Below are 15,601 nucleotides of genomic sequence, written 5' to 3'. Positions count from 1 at the left end.
ATTATCAGGGTCGACCCGGCATAAAAGTGTTACCTGTGTGCCCGGTCTGATCTGTTACCTATGTACCCGGTCCTACACACGCCTGGCCCATTCCAACAACCCGCAGCATTCCGCAGGGGTCAGGCACGTCCGGCCCATTCCAACAACCCGCAGCATTCCGTAGGGGTCAGGCACGCCCGGCCCATTCCAATAACCCGCAGCATTCCGTAGGGGTCAGGCACGCCTGACCCGCCCTGGTCAGCAACGTCACTGCCGTTCGCTATCGCACTGTCACCTGCCTGTCATCTACGCTCAGTATGTTTTAACGCGTTACTGTGACTGACGGAGCTGAACTGCATTTATGTCTGCGATCCTGATCAACAACCTGTGTAAATCCTTTGGTTCGCAGCCGGTGCTGCGCGATGTGTCACTCCATATTGAACACGGTGAATTTATTGCGGTACTCGGCCCTTCCGGCTGCGGTAAGACCACTCTGTTGCGTACGCTGGCCGGTTTTGAAACCCCGGATGCGGGAACGATCAGCATAGGTGAACGCTGTTACAGCGCGCCGGGGCAGCATCTGCCGCCGGAACAGCGCGATCTGAGCATTGTCTTTCAGAACTACGCGCTGTGGCCGCATATGTCAGTGGCGGAAAACGTGGAATACGGTCTGAAAGTGAAAGGGATGGCACGTGAGCTGCGTCAGCAGCGGGTGGTTGCGGCTCTGTTACAGGTCGGGTTGGAAGGAATGGCCGAACGTAAGCCGGCCGATCTCTCAGGCGGCCAGCGGCAGCGTGTGGCACTGGCCCGCTGTCTGGTAACGCGTCCTCAGGTGGTGCTGCTCGACGAGCCTCTGGCCAACCTCGATGTGCATTTGCGCGCCACCATGGAAGAGGAATTCACCCGCTTTCACCAGCACTCTGGTGCCACGCTGTTGTATATCACTCACGATCAGCATGAAGCGATGGCGCTGGCCGACCGCATTGTGGTGATGCACGCCGGGCAGGTGATGCAGTTCGCCAGCCCACAAACTCTCTACCGCCAGCCCGCCTGTGAAATGGTGGCGCGCTTTATTGACGATGGCCGCGTGGTCACCGTCAGCGATATTGAAGCGGACGGACACGGCCGCGCCTGGGTCACGCTTTACGGACAGCGCATCTCCCTGCGTGCCAGCCCCCAACAGCCCGTACTGCCTGTTGGGAAAATCTGTTTGCATGCAGCCGATTTACGTCTGGCAACGGAAGAACAGCCGGGCTTCTGGGGCACTATTCAGCGGGTGATTTACCGTGGCGGTTACCGCCAGTTGGAGATCGCGCCGGAGGCTGACCCGGAAAACCGCCTGACCCTGATGCTTACCGATGCGCCACTGTGGCAGACGGGTGAGCGCCTGAAGCTGTCGGTCGTTGATGGCTGGGTCATTCCTGCTTAATTTTTCTCTCATTTACCATCACTTAAAGGACTTCAGGGATATGCGTAACACGATAAAAATTCTGGCGCTGCTGGTGGGCTTCTCTTCACTGTCCACCCTGGCGGCCGATGGCAAACTGGTGGTGTATACCTCGCAGGCACCGGAAATTGCCCAGCAAACCATGGATGCCTTTAAAGCGGCGAACCCCGGCATCGAGGTGTCCTGGACGCGTAACGGCACCACGCAATTGATGAACGTGCTGCGGACCGAAATGATGAGCGGTGAGGTGAAAGCCGATGTGCTGCTGGTGGCAGATGCCATTAACCTTGGCGCGCTGAAAAAAGAGGGCAAACTGATGGCCTGGCCGGATGCGCCGGTCAGCAACATCAGCCCTGATTTCTATGACAAAGATAAGACCTGGTTTGGCACCAAAATCATCGCCACGGTGATTGGCTATAACACCCAAAAGGCCAAACCGGTAAACAGCTGGATGGCGTTGACGGCGGCAGATAACCGGGGGCAGGTGGCGGTGCCAAGCCCGCTTTACTCCGGTGCGGCGCTCTATCATCTGCACACGGTGATCAATACGCCGACGATTGGCTGGGATTTTTATCAGAAGCTGGCCGCGAACGGCGTGACCCCGGAAGGTGGCAACGGCCCGGCGCTGAAAGCGGTGGCCAGCGGCATGGCGAAATATGGCGTGATCACCGATGCCGATATCATCCGTGCTAAGAAGCAGGGATCCCCGGTGGACCTGGTCTATCCGCAGGAAGGCGTGTCCTATGTGACAGAGCCGGTGGCGATCCTCAAAGGCGCACATAACGTTGCGGCTGCCAAAGCCTTCGTCAGCTTTATGCTGTCGGAGAAAGGTCAGCAGTTAGTCGCGACCCAGGGGAACCGTCCTGTCGACAAACGTGTGGCTGCGCCGGAAGGCTTTGCGCCGATGGAGAGCATCAAACTGCTGACGCTGGATACCGATAAAGCGGTGGCCGACGATAAGCAGGTGCGGGATAAATTCACTGAAATTTTTGGTGGCTAAAGGATGAGCGTGCTGCCTTCTCTGACGCGCAGCCTGCCGGGGCAGCGCAGGTTGCGTCTGCCTGGCAGCGAGCACTGGGTGCTGTGGCTGCTGGCGCTGATGATCGGCCTGCTGTCGGTGGCCCCGCTGGCGCGGCTGGTCTGGGCCGCCGTGGCGCCGCAGGGTGTGCCGGACAGTCAGCGTCTGTTTGAGCTGCTTGCCACCCCGCGGGTGCTGCGTGCAACGGGCAACACGCTGCTGATTGCGCTGGCCTCGACGGCACTGGCGCTGCTGCTGGGTACGCTGGCTGCCTGGCTGGTGGCGCTGAGTAATATGCGTGCGAAAGCGGCATGGGTCTTTGCGTTTATCCTGCCACTGATGATCCCCCCACAGGTCACGGCGCTTGCGTGGGTACAGGCGCTGTCGCCGTCCAGTCTGGTGATGCAGGCGCTGGTGGCCCTTGGGTTGCCGTTTGACAGCGGCGGGCCACCGCCGCTCTATTCACTAGGTGGTATTATTCTGCTGCTCGGCCTGCACAATGCGCCGCTGGTGTTTCTGGCGGTGCGCGCCGGGTTGCAACGTCTGCCTGCTGAACTGGTGGAGGCGGCTCGCATTACCGGCGCATCGCCGCTGCACGTTCTGTTGACGGTGGTCCTGCCGCTGGCGCGTCCGGCGATCTTTGCCGGTGCGGCGCTGTCGTTTGTGGCGGCGGCAGGCAACTTTGGTATTCAGGCTATGCTCGGTATTCCTGGCCGGGTGCCCACGTTGATCACGCTGGTTTATCAGCAGCTTAATACCAGCGGACCGGGCGCATTGCCTGATATGGCGGTGCTCTCGCTACTGCTGACGGCGATCACTCTGGGCGGTATGCTGGTCAGTAATCTGCTGGGCGGGCGACGCGATGTGCGCGTGAATGGCAGCACGCAGCCGTTCACTCAGTCCCTCGGGCGCTGGCGTCTGCCGGTGGAGTGTGCGGTATGGTTGCTGATGGTGCTGATCCTGCTGCTGCCGCTCTCGGCGCTGCTGACCACCTCGTTGACGCAGGGTTTTGGTCAGTCACTGAACCTGCAATCACTGACGCTGCTTAACTACCGCAATGCGCTGTTTGACTACCCCGCAGTGCGTCATGCTTTTCTCACCAGTCTGGGCCTGACGCTGCTGGCAGTGGCGATCCTCACGGTGATGGCGCTGTTTATGGCCTGTTTCCTCAGCTGGCGCCGCAGTCGCCTGGTACGGGTGCTGCATCTCTCCAGCGAACTGGCTTACGCTTTGCCTGGTGTGGTGACCGGGATTGCCGCGCTGCTGTTCTTCCTGAAACCGCTGCCGCTGGTGAATGTCAGTCTTTACGGCACGGTGTGGATTATTCTCGCGGCCTATCTTTCCAACTTTCTGGCGCTGGTGCTGCGGCCAACGCTGGCTGGTTTTGCCCGCATCGAGCGTTCGCTGGATGAAGCCGCACAGCTGGCGGGAGCGGGGTTTCTGCGGCGCATGCGTGACATTGTGCTGCCGCTGGTGGCGCCTTCGGCGATTGCCGGGGCGATTCTGGTATTCCTGACCGCGCTGAACGAAATTCAGGTATCGATTCTGTTGGTGACCTCTGCAACCCAGACCCTTGGGCCGACGATTGTCTTCCTCGATGAGGGCGGTTCCTCAACGCTGGCCGCCGCCGTTGGCTGTCTGATGATCCTGCTGGTGGTGCTGCTGATGCTGCTGGCGTCATGGCTGGCACGACGTCATCGTGGCGTGCTGCCGTGGCAGGTTTAAACCGTTATCTTACGGCGTTTACGGTCAACGGCAGGTCAAGATTAACGGCCAGGCCAAGGGCGTTTCGCTTTCCCACTTTGTGGGCGAAGCGACCAAAGGGCGGCAGTCGCCCCGCCCTTTGGAATCCGCGCTTGCGGCAGGCGTCACGCCCCCTACGGCAACACCGGATACACCCCTGGCCCAATCGGCAGCCCCAGCGCATACCACGCCAGCAGCAGCGCAATCCACACGGCAAAAAACACCAGCGGATACGGCATAATCAGCGTGTAATAGGTCCCGAGCTGCGCGTCTTTGCGGTAGCGTTGCAGGAAGCCAAGGAACAGCGGCAGGAACGGTGACATTGGCGACAGCGGCAACACAGCAGAGTCAGCGATGCGGAAAATCATCTGTGCGAAGGCCGGGTGGAAGCCAAGCAGCATAAACATCGGCACGAAAATTGGTGCCAGGATCGACCAGATAGCTGACCCACTGGCGATAAACATGCAAAGAAACGCCGACAGGAACATCAGCCCGATAAACGCCGGTGCGCCGGTCATGGACATTTGCTCCAGCACATCCGTCAGCCCCACCGCCATAAATGTGCCCATATTGCTCCAGTTAAACATCGCGACAAACTGGGCGAGCGGGAACACCATCACGATAAATCCGGCCATGCTTTTCATCGGTTCAATCAGCAGGGCAGGTACATCATCCGGGCGGGTGATCTGCTTTGTCGCCACGCCGTAAGTGATCGCCACCACAAAGAAGAACAGAATAATCAGCGGCACAATGCCCTGAATAAACGGCGAAGGGATGATCGCGCCGCTGCCCGGATTGCGCAGCATCGCCCCTTCAGGTACCACCATCAGCGCCACCAGACCGATAAACACGACTGCCGCCAGCGCACTCATCAGCAGGCCACGGTTCTGCAACGGTGTCAGGCTGGCGAGCTTCTCTTCACTGTCTCCCTGCCAGGCGGGCAGGCGGGGTTCAACAAACTTATCCGTCAGCAGCCCGCCCGCGAAGGTCAGCACGATCACCGAGCTGGCCATAAAGAACCAGTTATCGATGACGCTGACGTGTACGGTATCGCTCACCGCTTTGGCCGCCTCACTGCTGATGCCCGAGAGCAGCACATCGGTGGTCACAATCAGCAGGTTGGCGGTAAAGCCGGAAGCCACCCCGGCAATTGCGGCAAGCAGCCCGGCGACCGGATGACGACCGACGGCAATAAACATCAGGGCACCCAGTGGCGGCATCACCACCAGTGCAGCATCCGACGAAATATGGCTGAAGAAGGCGATAAACAGCACCATATAACTGGCGTAGCGGGCGCTGACAAACGAGGCCATCTTATTCATCAGTGCCTGCAACAGCCCGGTTTTTTCGGCCAGTCCGGCACCAATCATCAGCGCGAGGATCGAACCCAGCGGGGCAAAGCCGCTGAAGTTTTTGATGATATTCGGCAGGACCCACTGGATGCCCGCCACGCTCAGCAGGTTTTTGACCTCGACCATCTTACCGCTGGCCGGATTTTTCACCGCCACGCCGAACCAGGAGAGCAGCGCGGTCGATATCATCAGTACAGCAATCAGATAAACAAATAACAGAAACGGATTAGGTATCTTGTTGCCGATGCGTTCAATCCAGTAAAAAATCTTTCCCGGGCTTTTGTTGGCCGCTGTTGTTTCGCTCATTGATTAACCCTATTGCCTTGTCGTCGTTATGATGGTGTTTGCGTGTTATTTTTTTAACGGGGCCGGGATCGAGCCAGGCCTCCGGGAACGTCGAATATCGTTACGCCAGCGGCGTTGGTTTAACGCCTGCCGGAATGGGGCAGTAGTAAGGCTGTCTGGCCCGCTGCTGACGGAGCTCCTGCTGCGCCTTATCCAGGACATCCGCATCGCTGAATAATGCCAGCGCGGTTGCCGCCAGGGTTTTACCTGCAAGACACATGCCTTTATGGGCAATCGGGGTGCGGCCCTGGGCCACTAACTGCCAGCTGTGCAGTGCCGTGCCGAAGGCAAAACAGGGGGTAAAACACTGTGCGGTCGGTGCCACCCAACTGACGTCACCCACATCGGTTGAGCCGTACAGCACCTCTTCGCTGGCGCAGTACGGAGCAACGCTCTCCATCAGCACGCGATCGCCCAGCGCCTCTACCCAGGCGTGGCCCGCACTCCCCCCGGTACGCGCAGCGTTCAGCCGGGCGTTACGCAGATCGTCGGCGTTCAGCGTCTGGCGAATATCGGCGGCAAACTGGCGTTCTTCGTCGGTATAATCGGGCAATCCAAAATGCGTGAGCTGGCGATACATCAGCTGTTCCAGCACCCGGTTGGGCTGATAGTTGGAGCAGGCTTTTTCAAAGCGCACGCTCATCTGCGTACCTGTCATCAGTGCGGCGCCACGGGCGATATCGGTTACTCGCTGGTAAATATCCTCCAGCTGCTCAAGCTGCGGTGCGCGCACCAGATACAGTACTTCAGCCTCCGCCTGCACCACATTGGGGGAACTGCCGCCGCTGTTGGTCACCGCATAGTGCAGCCGCGCTTCAGGAATAATGTGTTCGCGCAGGAAGTTAGCGCCGGTATTCATCAATGTGACGGCATCCAGCGCGCTGCGTCCGAGGTGCGGTGCATTGGCCGCATGAGAGGCGACGCCGCTGAAGTGAAACGCCGCCTGGATATTGGCGAGGGTGGCGGTATTAAACATGCCGCTGAAGCCCTCCGGGTGCCAGGTCAGCGCGGCATCGACATCGTCGAACAGCCCTTCACGCACCATAAAGGTTTTACCGGAGCCACCCTCTTCGCCGGGGCAGCCGTAAAAGCGGATCGTGCCTGTTGCGCTGTTCTGTTGCAGCCAGGCCTTGACCGCACAGGCCGCCGCCAGCGCGGCAGTGCCCAACAGATTGTGGCCGCAGCCGTGGCCGTTGCCATCCGTGACCAGCGGCGTGCGCGTGCTGCATCCCGCCTGCTGGCTCAGCCCGGCCAGCGCGTCATACTCACCCAGCAGGGCAATCACCGGCTGACCCTTCCCGTAGCTGGCGATAAACGCAGTTTCAATGCCACCCGCCGCCTGTTCAATGCTAAAACCTTCCTGTTCCAGTGCCCCGGAGAGCAGCCCGGCGGCGAAGGTTTCGGTAAAGCGCGTTTCTGGCTGGTCCCAGATGGCATCGCTTAATGCGCTGAATCGCGCCTGGTGCTGGTCGATGTAGTGCGCCACAAAGTCATTCATTGCCTGGTTCATCACGCCTCCGCTTCGAATTCAGCAATATTGAGTGCAATCGCCGCGAGGGTTTTCACCGCCACCGCCATCACCTGCTCATTGAAGTCGAATTTTTCGTTGTGGTGCCCGGCGCTCAGTTCGGTGCCGAAAATGATGTAGGAAGCCTGCCCGCCGTGCTGCTTGACCCGCTCCATCATGTAGGTGGCATCTTCCGATCCGGCCGCCACACCGCGCTTGTCGACCCGCGAGGTCAGCTCGGGAATATGCCTCGCCTGGTGGCGAATATAACGCACCCATGGGGCGGTGGGCTGGCTGCTGCGCGCCGCGCCCATCAGCGTGACCTGATGCTCCACGCCGTACATCTCTGCCGCCCCTTTCAGGGTTTGCAGCGCACGCTGGTAGATAAAATCGTTGATTTCATTGGTTGCGCCACGGGTTTCCACTTTCATCATTGCACGGTCAGCGACGACGTTACGCCCGGTACCTGCCTGCAAGACGCCAACGTTGACACGGGCGCTGCCGCCGCTGTGCTGGGTCAGGGTGTGCAATCCCAGCGTGGCCTGTGCGGCGGCCAGCAGCGCGTTGCTGCCCTCTTCGGGGCGAGCACCCGCATGGGCAGCATTGCCACGGAAGCTGACGTCGAGCTTGGTGGTGGCCATAAAGTTATCGCTGCCGCACACCAGTTCACCCGCTGGAACGCCGGTGCCGATATGGATGGCGGTAAAGAAGTCGACGTCATCGACCACGCCCGCTTCGACCATCGATTTTGCGCCGCGAGTGCCTTCCTCTGCTGGCTGGAAAATCAGCTTGATGGTGCCGCTCAGTTCGGCTTCGAACTGCTTCAGGACCTGCGCCAGGCCAAGGCCGATGGTGGTGTGGCCGTCGTGGCCGCAGGCGTGCATCATGCCTGCATTGACGGAGCCAAAGCCCTCGGCGTGCGGGCGATGCTCCTCCGTCTGGTTTTCAATCACGTCCAGCGCATCCATATCCACGCGGAATGCCATCACCGGGCCGGGGCGGCCAGTCGCCAGCGTGGCGACAATCGCGCAGAAACCGCCGGAGAAGTGCGGCAGCCACTCCGGCAGCGCCCCCTGTTCCCGTGCACGCTGTTCGTGTTGCGCCAGTACCTCCGGCGCAGGCAGGCCCATGCGCGCTTCGGCCTTCACCACCTCTTTACCCAGCTGGAGCTGATAGCCAAGTCGATGGAGTTCGGCGGCCACGAGGGTGGCGGTGCGGAACTCCAGCCAGCCGGATTCGGCAAATTTATGCAGGTCACGCCGCCGCGCCTGTAGACGGGGTGCAATCTCTTTCACAAAGTCAGCAATAGCCTGGTGCATGGGTCATCCTTCTGATTGGGCATCATGATTTCAGTGTTATTACTTTCTGTTCTACACAATGGAATCCACGGGCAGAAGATGCCAATATCTTGTGACTGATAATCAGCGGTTATCACATAAGGAAAACCTATGCCTGCCTCCATCAAGTTACACCAGCTACGCGCTTTTGTTGACGTTGCCCGTCACGGCAGCATTCGTGCTGCCAGCCGGGCAGCCGGATTGTCACAGCCCGCGCTGACTAAATCGATTCAGGAGCTGGAGGAAGTGCTGGGTGCAAGGTTGTTTATCCGGCGCAGTCAGGGCGTGGCGCTCACCGAGATTGGTGATAACTTTTTTCAACATGCGAGCCTGGTCCTTGAAGAGTTGCGCGTTGCGCAGGAGGACATTCAGCAGCGGCTGGGGCTGGCGGGTGGCACGGTGAACATCGGTGTGGGCGGCAGCATTGCGCGAACGCTGATGCCACAGGTGATCACCCAGTTTCGTCGCCAGTTTCCCAATGTGAAGATCCGCATTGTGGAAGGGCAACTGGTCTCAATGATCCCTGAGCTGCGACAGGGCGAGCTGGATTTCACTATCAACACATCCTATCCCGGTCATCTGGACAGCGAGCTGAGCTATGAAAGGCTGATGGAGCGCGAATATCGCGTCGTGGTGCGCAAAGGGCATCCGTGTGAGCACGTGACGTCGCTGGCGGAATTGCAGCACTGCGACTGGACGATGCCAACGCCACGCGGTAGCTATTATCGCCTGCTGCATGATCTGCTGCACGATATGGGCATGGCCCCGGCGATCAGCGTCACCTGCGAAACCTTTATGGCCTGCACCAGCCTGATCGCACAGAGTGATTTTGTCAGTATTCTCTCCAGTGATGTGATCGGCGACCCGATCCTCGGCAACCAGCTGGTGGCGCTGAATATTAAAGAGGTGCTGCCCAATGCCACGTTTTATCTCATTCAGCGGAAGGACAGTACGCTGACGCCGATGGGGGCAGAGCTGGCGCGCTTATTCCGTCTTCATTGCTGCCATTCACAAAAAGAGAACTAAGCACCGCACATCCCACTAAAACACACGCGGGAAAAACGCTATTTATTGATGATGTCGCCTGGCAGAACTCCCGGCAGTGGGCTGGTTGGAGCAATAAGGTGATATTCAGGATGCAAAAAACAGGGAAGGCGCTGGCTATCGTAATGCTGGTTCTTGCGTCATCTTCGGCCAGTGCGACGATCACCGTGCTGAAAAAAAACACCTTCACCGATCCGTGGTTATCCCCACTGAGTCTTGGCATCAGCGGCAGTATTCGCCCGGAGTTTATCTGGCATAAGGGAGAAGATAACCACGGTGGGCATGATGGCGGTACGCGTTTTCGCTTCAGCGTCGATTACCTGCTCAGGCCCGGCACATCGGTTATCGGCTTCTATTCACTGGGTGTGGATACGGCACATGTACTCGGGCTGAAGCACCACTACGATCATGACAATAACTGGGGGATTCAGCGTAAGCTGTTTGGTGGCATTAAAGATGACCGCTACGGTACGCTCACTTTTGGACACCAGTACAGCGTCTATTACGACACGATTGGGATAAAAAGTGACGTTTGGGACAATGACGGGCATGCCAGTGCTAACTGGATTGGCGTCGGTGGGGACTATGACGGGGGAGAACGCCCACGCAATAGTCTGAAGTACACCAACATCTTCGGTGACCTGACGCTCTATGTTGACTATTTGCTGCCGCAGGATGAACTGGTGTTGGGTGACAGCCAGTATTACCGACGCAAACGCGGTGGTGGCATTGGTGTTGACTATCAGATGGCAAAAGATCTGACGATGAGCGCCAGCTGGAATCAGACCAACGCCACGGTCAGAGGTTCGGGCAGAAAACAACGCGGTTATCGCCAGCAGTTTAGCGGCGCTGCCATGACCTGGCAGCCGGGCAACTGGTATCTGGTCGAAACTGCCACCCTGTATCGACATTATGTTCCTGCCACGATACGGCAGAGCACCGACAACTATTTTGCGCGACGCGGTTATGGGCTGGAGGCCTTTGCCGGTTATACCTTTCCGATCGACAAGCGTTATCTTCACTCCGTTCAGCCCTATTTTGCGGTGGATACGCTGCGCTTGCAGGGAAATGAAAATTATCATGCGAATCATGGATATCTGGGGGTTTACACGCAGCTGGCTTATGGCTTCTCCATTTATCTGGAACACACCTTCACCGCAGCGTCTGACAATGACCCAGACCAGACCTGGCTATCGGTTTACTATGATTTTTAAGCGCCCAACAATGAGTCGCGAACAGAATAGCCGGAGAGCATTTAATCTCCCTGTGGGGATTTTTCATTCGCCAAGGTATTAGTAAAAGCGATAGATTAATCTGCATCGCCGAATGATCTTAACCCCAGCGGAGCCACGCATGATGCCCACCGAGCTTATCACTATCCAGCGCTACCGATCGGAATACCAGCCTGGCGTCGTACAGCTTATCCTGCCGATCCAGAATGAGGAGTTTGGCATTGCCATCACGGCAGCACAGCAGCCGGATCTCAGCGATATCGGCCATTTTTATCAGCAGGGAAACGGTGATTTCTGGCTGGCGCAGATTGGTGAACGCGTGGTGGGCTGTATTGGTCTGAAAGATATAGGTCAACAGCAAACGGCGCTGCGTAAGATGTTTGTTGCCGCGCCGTATCGCGGGCGGGAGTGGGGGGTGGCGTCTGCGTTGCTTAACACCCTGATGATGCATGCACGACACCGGAGGGTGGACGATATCTTCCTTGGAACCACCGCAAAGTTTCTCGCGGCACACCGTTTTTACGAGAAAAACGGTTTTAGCGAGATCCCGGTGACGGAGCTACCCGTCAGCTTCCCGGTGATGACGGTGGACACGAAGTTCTACCGTTTTACCTTCTCATCCTCATGCGAAATTTCCTGACACATATTGTAATAACCCCGGCCTCGTCGTAGCATTCCTCAGCAAAATTGAGATTGAGAATAATTATTATTTCCTCTGTGGAGAGTGCTATGACGTTCTGGGGTAAAGCAGTGATCTTTGCTGGCGGTTTGTTCGCGTCGGCCAGCCTGCTGGCGGCACCGTTTGTGGTGGAAGATGTCAGCGGCCGTAAGGTCGAAATCAAATCCGAAGTGAAACGCGTGATCCTCGGTGAAGGGCGGCAGATCTACCTGCTGGCGGCCTTTGATACCGATGCACCGTTCCAGCGTGTGGTGGGCTGGCGCGACGATCTGCCAAAAGCGGATTTTGACAGCTATCAGATCTACGCCAAAAAATATCCGTCCATTACTTCACTACCGACCTTCGGCGGCGCGAAAGATGGCACCTTTAACGTTGAGCAGGCGCTGACGCTGAAGCCCGATCTGGTGTTGATGAACCTGGAATCGAAAGCGGCCACCGATGAATCTAAACTGACGGAAAAACTCGACAAGCTGGGCATCCCGGTGGTGTTTATCGATTTCCGCGAAAAGCCGTTTGAGAACGCGGTGAAAAGCATCCGCATTATGGGGCAGCTGGTTGGTAAACCTGAACGTGCGGAAGAGATCATCGCCTTCCGTCAGCAGCAGATCGATATCGTCACCGAACGCCTGAAAAACTATCAGGGCCCGCGTCCTAAAGTGATGCTGGATCGTGCCGGTGGCTATACCGAAGAGTGCTGCATGTCCTTCGGCGACGAAAACTTCGGCCGTATGGTCGAAGTGGCAGGGGGAACGAATATTGCCAAAGGGCTGATCCCAGGCACCTTCGGTACGCTGAATCCTGAGCAGATTATCGCTTCGCGTCCGGATGTGGTGGTGGTGACCGGTGCGAACTGGAAAAACTACAATACGGCCGGTGGCTGGGTGGGTGTCGGGCCAGGTGCGGATGTGACGCTGGCGACCCAGCGTTTAACCGCCCTGATGGCGCGTCCGGCATTCCGTACGTTGCCGGTGGCCACCAACGGTAACGCACACGCTATCTGGCATCAGTTCTACGACAGCCCTTATCAGTTTGTCGCGATTCAGATGCTGGCAAAATGGCTGCATCCGGAGTTGTTTAAAGATATCGACCCGGACGCTACGTTCCGTGAGTTCCATCAGCGGTTCTTGCCGATTGATTATCAGCCAGGTTACTGGGTTACCCTGAAACCGACGCCATAAATCTCTGAACAAAGGGTGCGATTCGCACCCTTTGTTCATTATGGAGGTTATCAATGAGCTGAAGCGATTATCCTGGAATAATCTTTATCCAAACTCATATCTGCTAACACGTTTCCCGCCCCCGTCGTCTTCCTTTGTCGCCTATTCTATCCCCCGCAGAAAATAAGGTTTTATGCTGCAGCACTGGCCCCTGTGCGGGCTGAATACCGACTATTCACAGGAAGAAGACAATGGTAGATCATGATGATGTTGCCCGTGGCAGGCGACGTTTCCTGCAACAATCGCTGGCGTTTATCCCGCTGGCTACGGTGGTGGGACGCGGAGTCGCTCCCCTCAGTGCGCAGGCTGCCCCGGCGCAGGGCGTCTCTCCTGGCCCGGTTCCTTTGTGGTTTAACCCCCGTGAATGGCGCTTTATTATTGCCGCCTGCGGCCGACTGATCCCGGAGGATGCGCTAGGCCCCGGTGCCGTTAGCGAAGGGGTGCCGGTTTTTATCGACAGACAGATGGAACAACCCTACGGCCACGGTCAGCTGTGGTATATGCAGCCACCGTTTGCGGAGGCGATCCCGGAGTTGGGATATCAGTCACCGCTGGTACCGCGCGAGATCTACCGCCGGGGAATCGCCGCGATAGACCAGCACTGCCAGCAGCATGAGCAGGCAGACTTTGCCGACCTGAAACCCCGGCAGCAGGATGCCCTGTTAACGCAGCTGGAAGCCGGTGAACTTAACTTTAGCGGATTGCCTGGCGCGCTGTTCTTTACCCAACTGCTGGATAACACCAAAGAGGGCTATTTGGCTGACCCGCAGCACGGCGGAAATCAGACGCTGGCCAGCTGGACGCTGATCGGTTTCCCCGGTGCACGTGCCGATTATCAGGATCAGATGGATAACCCGAATAAACCCTATCCGCTGCCTCCGGTCAGTATTTCTGGCTATCGGGGGCGCAGCGCATGAGTACAATCAAACACCCCCCGGTTGACGTTGTGATTGTTGGGTTTGGCTGGACGGGGGCGCTGATGGCCCGCGAGTTGGCGGAAACCGGGCTGAATATCCTGGCACTGGAGCGCGGTGAACAGCGCGATACCTGGCCGGATTTTGCTTATCCGCGCATAACGGATGAACTGACCTACGGTATCCGGCTAAAGCTGTTCCAGAACCCGGCGCGTGAGACGGTGACGGTGCGCCACACCTCAGCCGACCATGCCATGCCTTACCGCCGCTTTGGTTCTTTCCTGCCCGGTAACGGCGTAGGCGGGGCGGGGGTTCACTGGAACGGGATGCTGTGGCGGCCTCGGGAAACCGACCTGAAGATGCACAGTACCGTCACCGAACGTTACGGGGCCAGCGTGATCCCGGCGGATATGACGTTGCAGGACTATCCGGTGAGTTATCAGGAGCTGGAACCCTTCTTTGAGAAATTCGAAAAAATCTGCGGCACAGCAGGGCAGGTGGGTAACCTCCGTGGGGAGACCGTCGCCGGGGGCAATCCGTTTGAAGCGCCACGGCGTGCACCTTACCCGACAAAGCCCCTGAAGCAACAGTATGCCGGGCAGCTTTTTGCCCGGGCGGCAGAAAGCCTGGGGTACAGCCCGTTCCCTATTCCGGCAGCCAACTGCACCGAAGCCTGGAAGAACCCTTATGGTGTGCAGCTGGGCGTCTGCAGCTACTGCGGGTTCTGTGAACGTTTCGGCTGTTTCAACGGTTCCAAAGCCTCGCCGCAGTCAACTATCCTGCCTTCACTTCGCCAGTTTTCGAACTTTTCGCTGCGCACTCAGGCACAGGTGTTGCGTATTAATACTGATGCCAGTGGGAAAAAAGCCACTGGCGTGACCTGGGTGGATGAGCTGGGGGTACAGCATGAACAGCCTGCGGATCTGGTGATCCTCAGCGCCTTCCAGCTGCATAACGTTCGCCTGCTGCTGCTGTCGGGGATAGGTAAACCCTACAATGCGCAGAGCGGAGAGGGCGTGGTTGGCCGTAACTATGCTTACCAGATGAATGGCAGCCTCAATCTGTTCTTTGGCGAGAAGCATAACTTTAATCCGTTTGCCGCCTCTGGCGTGACCGGGACGTTTATTGATGATTTCAATGCCGGGAATTTTGACCAGAGCGGGCTGGGTTTTATTGGCGGCGCCACCATCGGGGCTGCCACCAGCGGCGGACGGCCGATCCAGCAGATGCCGTTGCCTGCGGCATCCCCGCAGTGGGGCAGCGGCTGGAAAAAAAGCATCAAACAGCACTATCTGCACACCATGACCATCGGTTCATCGGGATCGGTCATGCCGTATAAACAGTGTTATCTCGACCTCGACCCGACCTACAAGGATGTCCACGGCCAGCCGCTGCTGCGCATGACGTTTGACTGGCAGCCGAATGAACTGAAAATGACGCAGTTTATGCAAGGCAAAGCGGAGCAGATAGCCCGTGTAATGGGGGCACAGCAGGTTGAATCGGGTTTTATGAAGCCCGGTGACCACTATGATGTGCGGCCATACCAGTCCACGCATACCACGGGGGGGACTGTGATGGGTGATAACCCGAAAAACAGTGTGGTTAACAAATATTTGCAAAGCTGGGATGTGCACAATTTGTTTGTGCTGGGGGCATCTGTCTTCCCTCAAAATCTTGCCTACAACCCCACCGGTATTGTTTGCGCCACTGCACTGTGGGCAGCGCACGCCATCCGTACTCAATATTTCGCCCAGCCCGGACCGCTGGTGCAGGCCTGACAGGGAGTG

At 57.9% G+C, this 15,601-nt stretch carries 12 protein-coding genes; 9 read left to right on the top strand and 3 right to left on the bottom strand.

Going from position 1 to position 15,601, the window contains the following annotated elements; all coding sequences use genetic code 11:
• Window positions 1-340 precede the first annotated feature (340 nt).
• The 3 genes from FVB43_RS10050 to FVB43_RS10040 are packed head-to-tail and all read left to right on the top strand — an operon-like array spanning window position 341 to window position 4,169.
• Window positions 341-1,408, top strand: coding sequence for an ABC transporter ATP-binding protein (locus FVB43_RS10050; protein WP_167863886.1), 1,068 nt, complete (start codon window positions 341-343; stop codon window positions 1,406-1,408).
• Between the two features lie 40 nt (window positions 1,409-1,448).
• Window positions 1,449-2,426 (top strand): ABC transporter substrate-binding protein, encoded by a 978-nt coding sequence (locus FVB43_RS10045; RefSeq protein WP_159337370.1) that lies wholly within the window; start codon window positions 1,449-1,451, stop codon window positions 2,424-2,426.
• A gap of 3 nt (window positions 2,427-2,429) precedes the next feature.
• Window positions 2,430-4,169, top strand: coding sequence for an ABC transporter permease (locus tag FVB43_RS10040; protein WP_167863885.1), 1,740 nt, complete (start codon window positions 2,430-2,432; stop codon window positions 4,167-4,169).
• A 152-nt stretch (window positions 4,170-4,321) separates the two neighbouring features.
• On the opposite strand, the gene abgT is transcribed toward FVB43_RS10040, so the two are convergent.
• The 3 genes from abgT to FVB43_RS10025 form a co-directional block, all read right to left on the bottom strand.
• Window positions 4,322-5,845, bottom strand: coding sequence for a p-aminobenzoyl-glutamate transporter (abgT, locus tag FVB43_RS10035; RefSeq protein WP_133843727.1), 1,524 nt, complete (start codon window positions 5,843-5,845; stop codon window positions 4,322-4,324).
• 100 nt (window positions 5,846-5,945) lie between these two features.
• A complete protein-coding gene (locus FVB43_RS10030) occupies window positions 5,946-7,394 on the bottom strand; it encodes a M20 family metallopeptidase (RefSeq protein WP_242462131.1) in 1,449 nt (482 codons plus the stop codon).
• On the bottom strand, window positions 7,394-8,710 hold the full coding sequence (locus FVB43_RS10025) for an amidohydrolase (RefSeq protein WP_159337371.1): 1,317 nt from the start codon (window positions 8,708-8,710) through the stop codon (window positions 7,394-7,396). The genes FVB43_RS10030 and FVB43_RS10025 overlap by 1 nt, the downstream gene beginning before the upstream one ends.
• 129 nt (window positions 8,711-8,839) lie before the next feature.
• Between FVB43_RS10025 and FVB43_RS10020 the strand changes: the two genes are divergently transcribed.
• From FVB43_RS10020 to FVB43_RS09995, 6 genes are all read left to right on the top strand, one after another.
• Entirely contained in the window at window positions 8,840-9,754 is a 915-nt protein-coding gene (locus FVB43_RS10020) for a LysR family transcriptional regulator (protein WP_133843723.1), read from the top strand.
• Between the two features lie 110 nt (window positions 9,755-9,864).
• On the top strand, window positions 9,865-10,986 hold the full coding sequence (locus tag FVB43_RS10015; RefSeq protein WP_242462130.1) for a porin: 1,122 nt from the start codon (window positions 9,865-9,867) through the stop codon (window positions 10,984-10,986).
• A 139-nt stretch (window positions 10,987-11,125) separates the two neighbouring features.
• Window positions 11,126-11,644, top strand: coding sequence for a GNAT family N-acetyltransferase (locus tag FVB43_RS10010; protein ID WP_133843721.1), 519 nt, complete (start codon window positions 11,126-11,128; stop codon window positions 11,642-11,644).
• 89 nt (window positions 11,645-11,733) lie between these two features.
• Window positions 11,734-12,861, top strand: coding sequence for an ABC transporter substrate-binding protein (locus FVB43_RS10005; protein WP_133843718.1), 1,128 nt, complete (start codon window positions 11,734-11,736; stop codon window positions 12,859-12,861).
• 230 nt (window positions 12,862-13,091) lie between these two features.
• Window positions 13,092-13,817: a gluconate 2-dehydrogenase subunit 3 family protein gene (locus tag FVB43_RS10000; RefSeq protein ID WP_133843716.1), complete on the top strand. Its 726-nt coding sequence runs from the start codon at window positions 13,092-13,094 to the stop codon at window positions 13,815-13,817.
• A complete protein-coding gene (locus FVB43_RS09995) occupies window positions 13,814-15,592 on the top strand; it encodes a GMC family oxidoreductase (protein WP_167863884.1) in 1,779 nt (592 codons plus the stop codon). Before FVB43_RS10000 ends, FVB43_RS09995 begins: the two co-directional genes overlap by 4 nt.
• The last annotated feature ends 9 nt before the right edge of the window (window positions 15,593-15,601 follow it).

This window comes from Erwinia rhapontici (assembly GCF_012271765.1).
GTDB lineage: Bacteria > Pseudomonadota > Gammaproteobacteria > Enterobacterales > Enterobacteriaceae > Erwinia > Erwinia rhapontici.
The sequence above is the reverse complement of the archived record's forward strand: the minus strand, read 5'-3'. Positions and strand labels throughout refer to the sequence as shown.

Excerpts from the sequence above, each read along its gene's own strand:
- FVB43_RS10050 (WP_167863886.1), top strand. The coding sequence starts at position 341 with ATGTCTGCGATCCTGATCAACAACCTGTGTAAATCCTTTGGTTCGCAG.
- FVB43_RS10045 (WP_159337370.1), top strand. The coding sequence starts at position 1,449 with ATGCGTAACACGATAAAAATTCTGGCGCTGCTGGTGGGCTTCTCTTCA.
- FVB43_RS10040 (WP_167863885.1), top strand. The coding sequence starts at position 2,430 with ATGAGCGTGCTGCCTTCTCTGACGCGCAGCCTGCCGGGGCAGCGCAGG.
- abgT (WP_133843727.1), bottom strand. The coding sequence starts at position 5,845 with ATGAGCGAAACAACAGCGGCCAACAAAAGCCCGGGAAAGATTTTTTAC.
- FVB43_RS10030 (WP_242462131.1), bottom strand. The coding sequence starts at position 7,394 with ATGAACCAGGCAATGAATGACTTTGTGGCGCACTACATCGACCAGCAC.
- FVB43_RS10025 (WP_159337371.1), bottom strand. The coding sequence starts at position 8,710 with ATGCACCAGGCTATTGCTGACTTTGTGAAAGAGATTGCACCCCGTCTA.
- FVB43_RS10020 (WP_133843723.1), top strand. The coding sequence starts at position 8,840 with ATGCCTGCCTCCATCAAGTTACACCAGCTACGCGCTTTTGTTGACGTT.
- FVB43_RS10015 (WP_242462130.1), top strand. The coding sequence starts at position 9,865 with ATGCAAAAAACAGGGAAGGCGCTGGCTATCGTAATGCTGGTTCTTGCG.
- FVB43_RS10010 (WP_133843721.1), top strand. The coding sequence starts at position 11,126 with ATGATGCCCACCGAGCTTATCACTATCCAGCGCTACCGATCGGAATAC.
- FVB43_RS10005 (WP_133843718.1), top strand. The coding sequence starts at position 11,734 with ATGACGTTCTGGGGTAAAGCAGTGATCTTTGCTGGCGGTTTGTTCGCG.
- FVB43_RS10000 (WP_133843716.1), top strand. The coding sequence starts at position 13,092 with ATGGTAGATCATGATGATGTTGCCCGTGGCAGGCGACGTTTCCTGCAA.
- FVB43_RS09995 (WP_167863884.1), top strand. The coding sequence starts at position 13,814 with ATGAGTACAATCAAACACCCCCCGGTTGACGTTGTGATTGTTGGGTTT.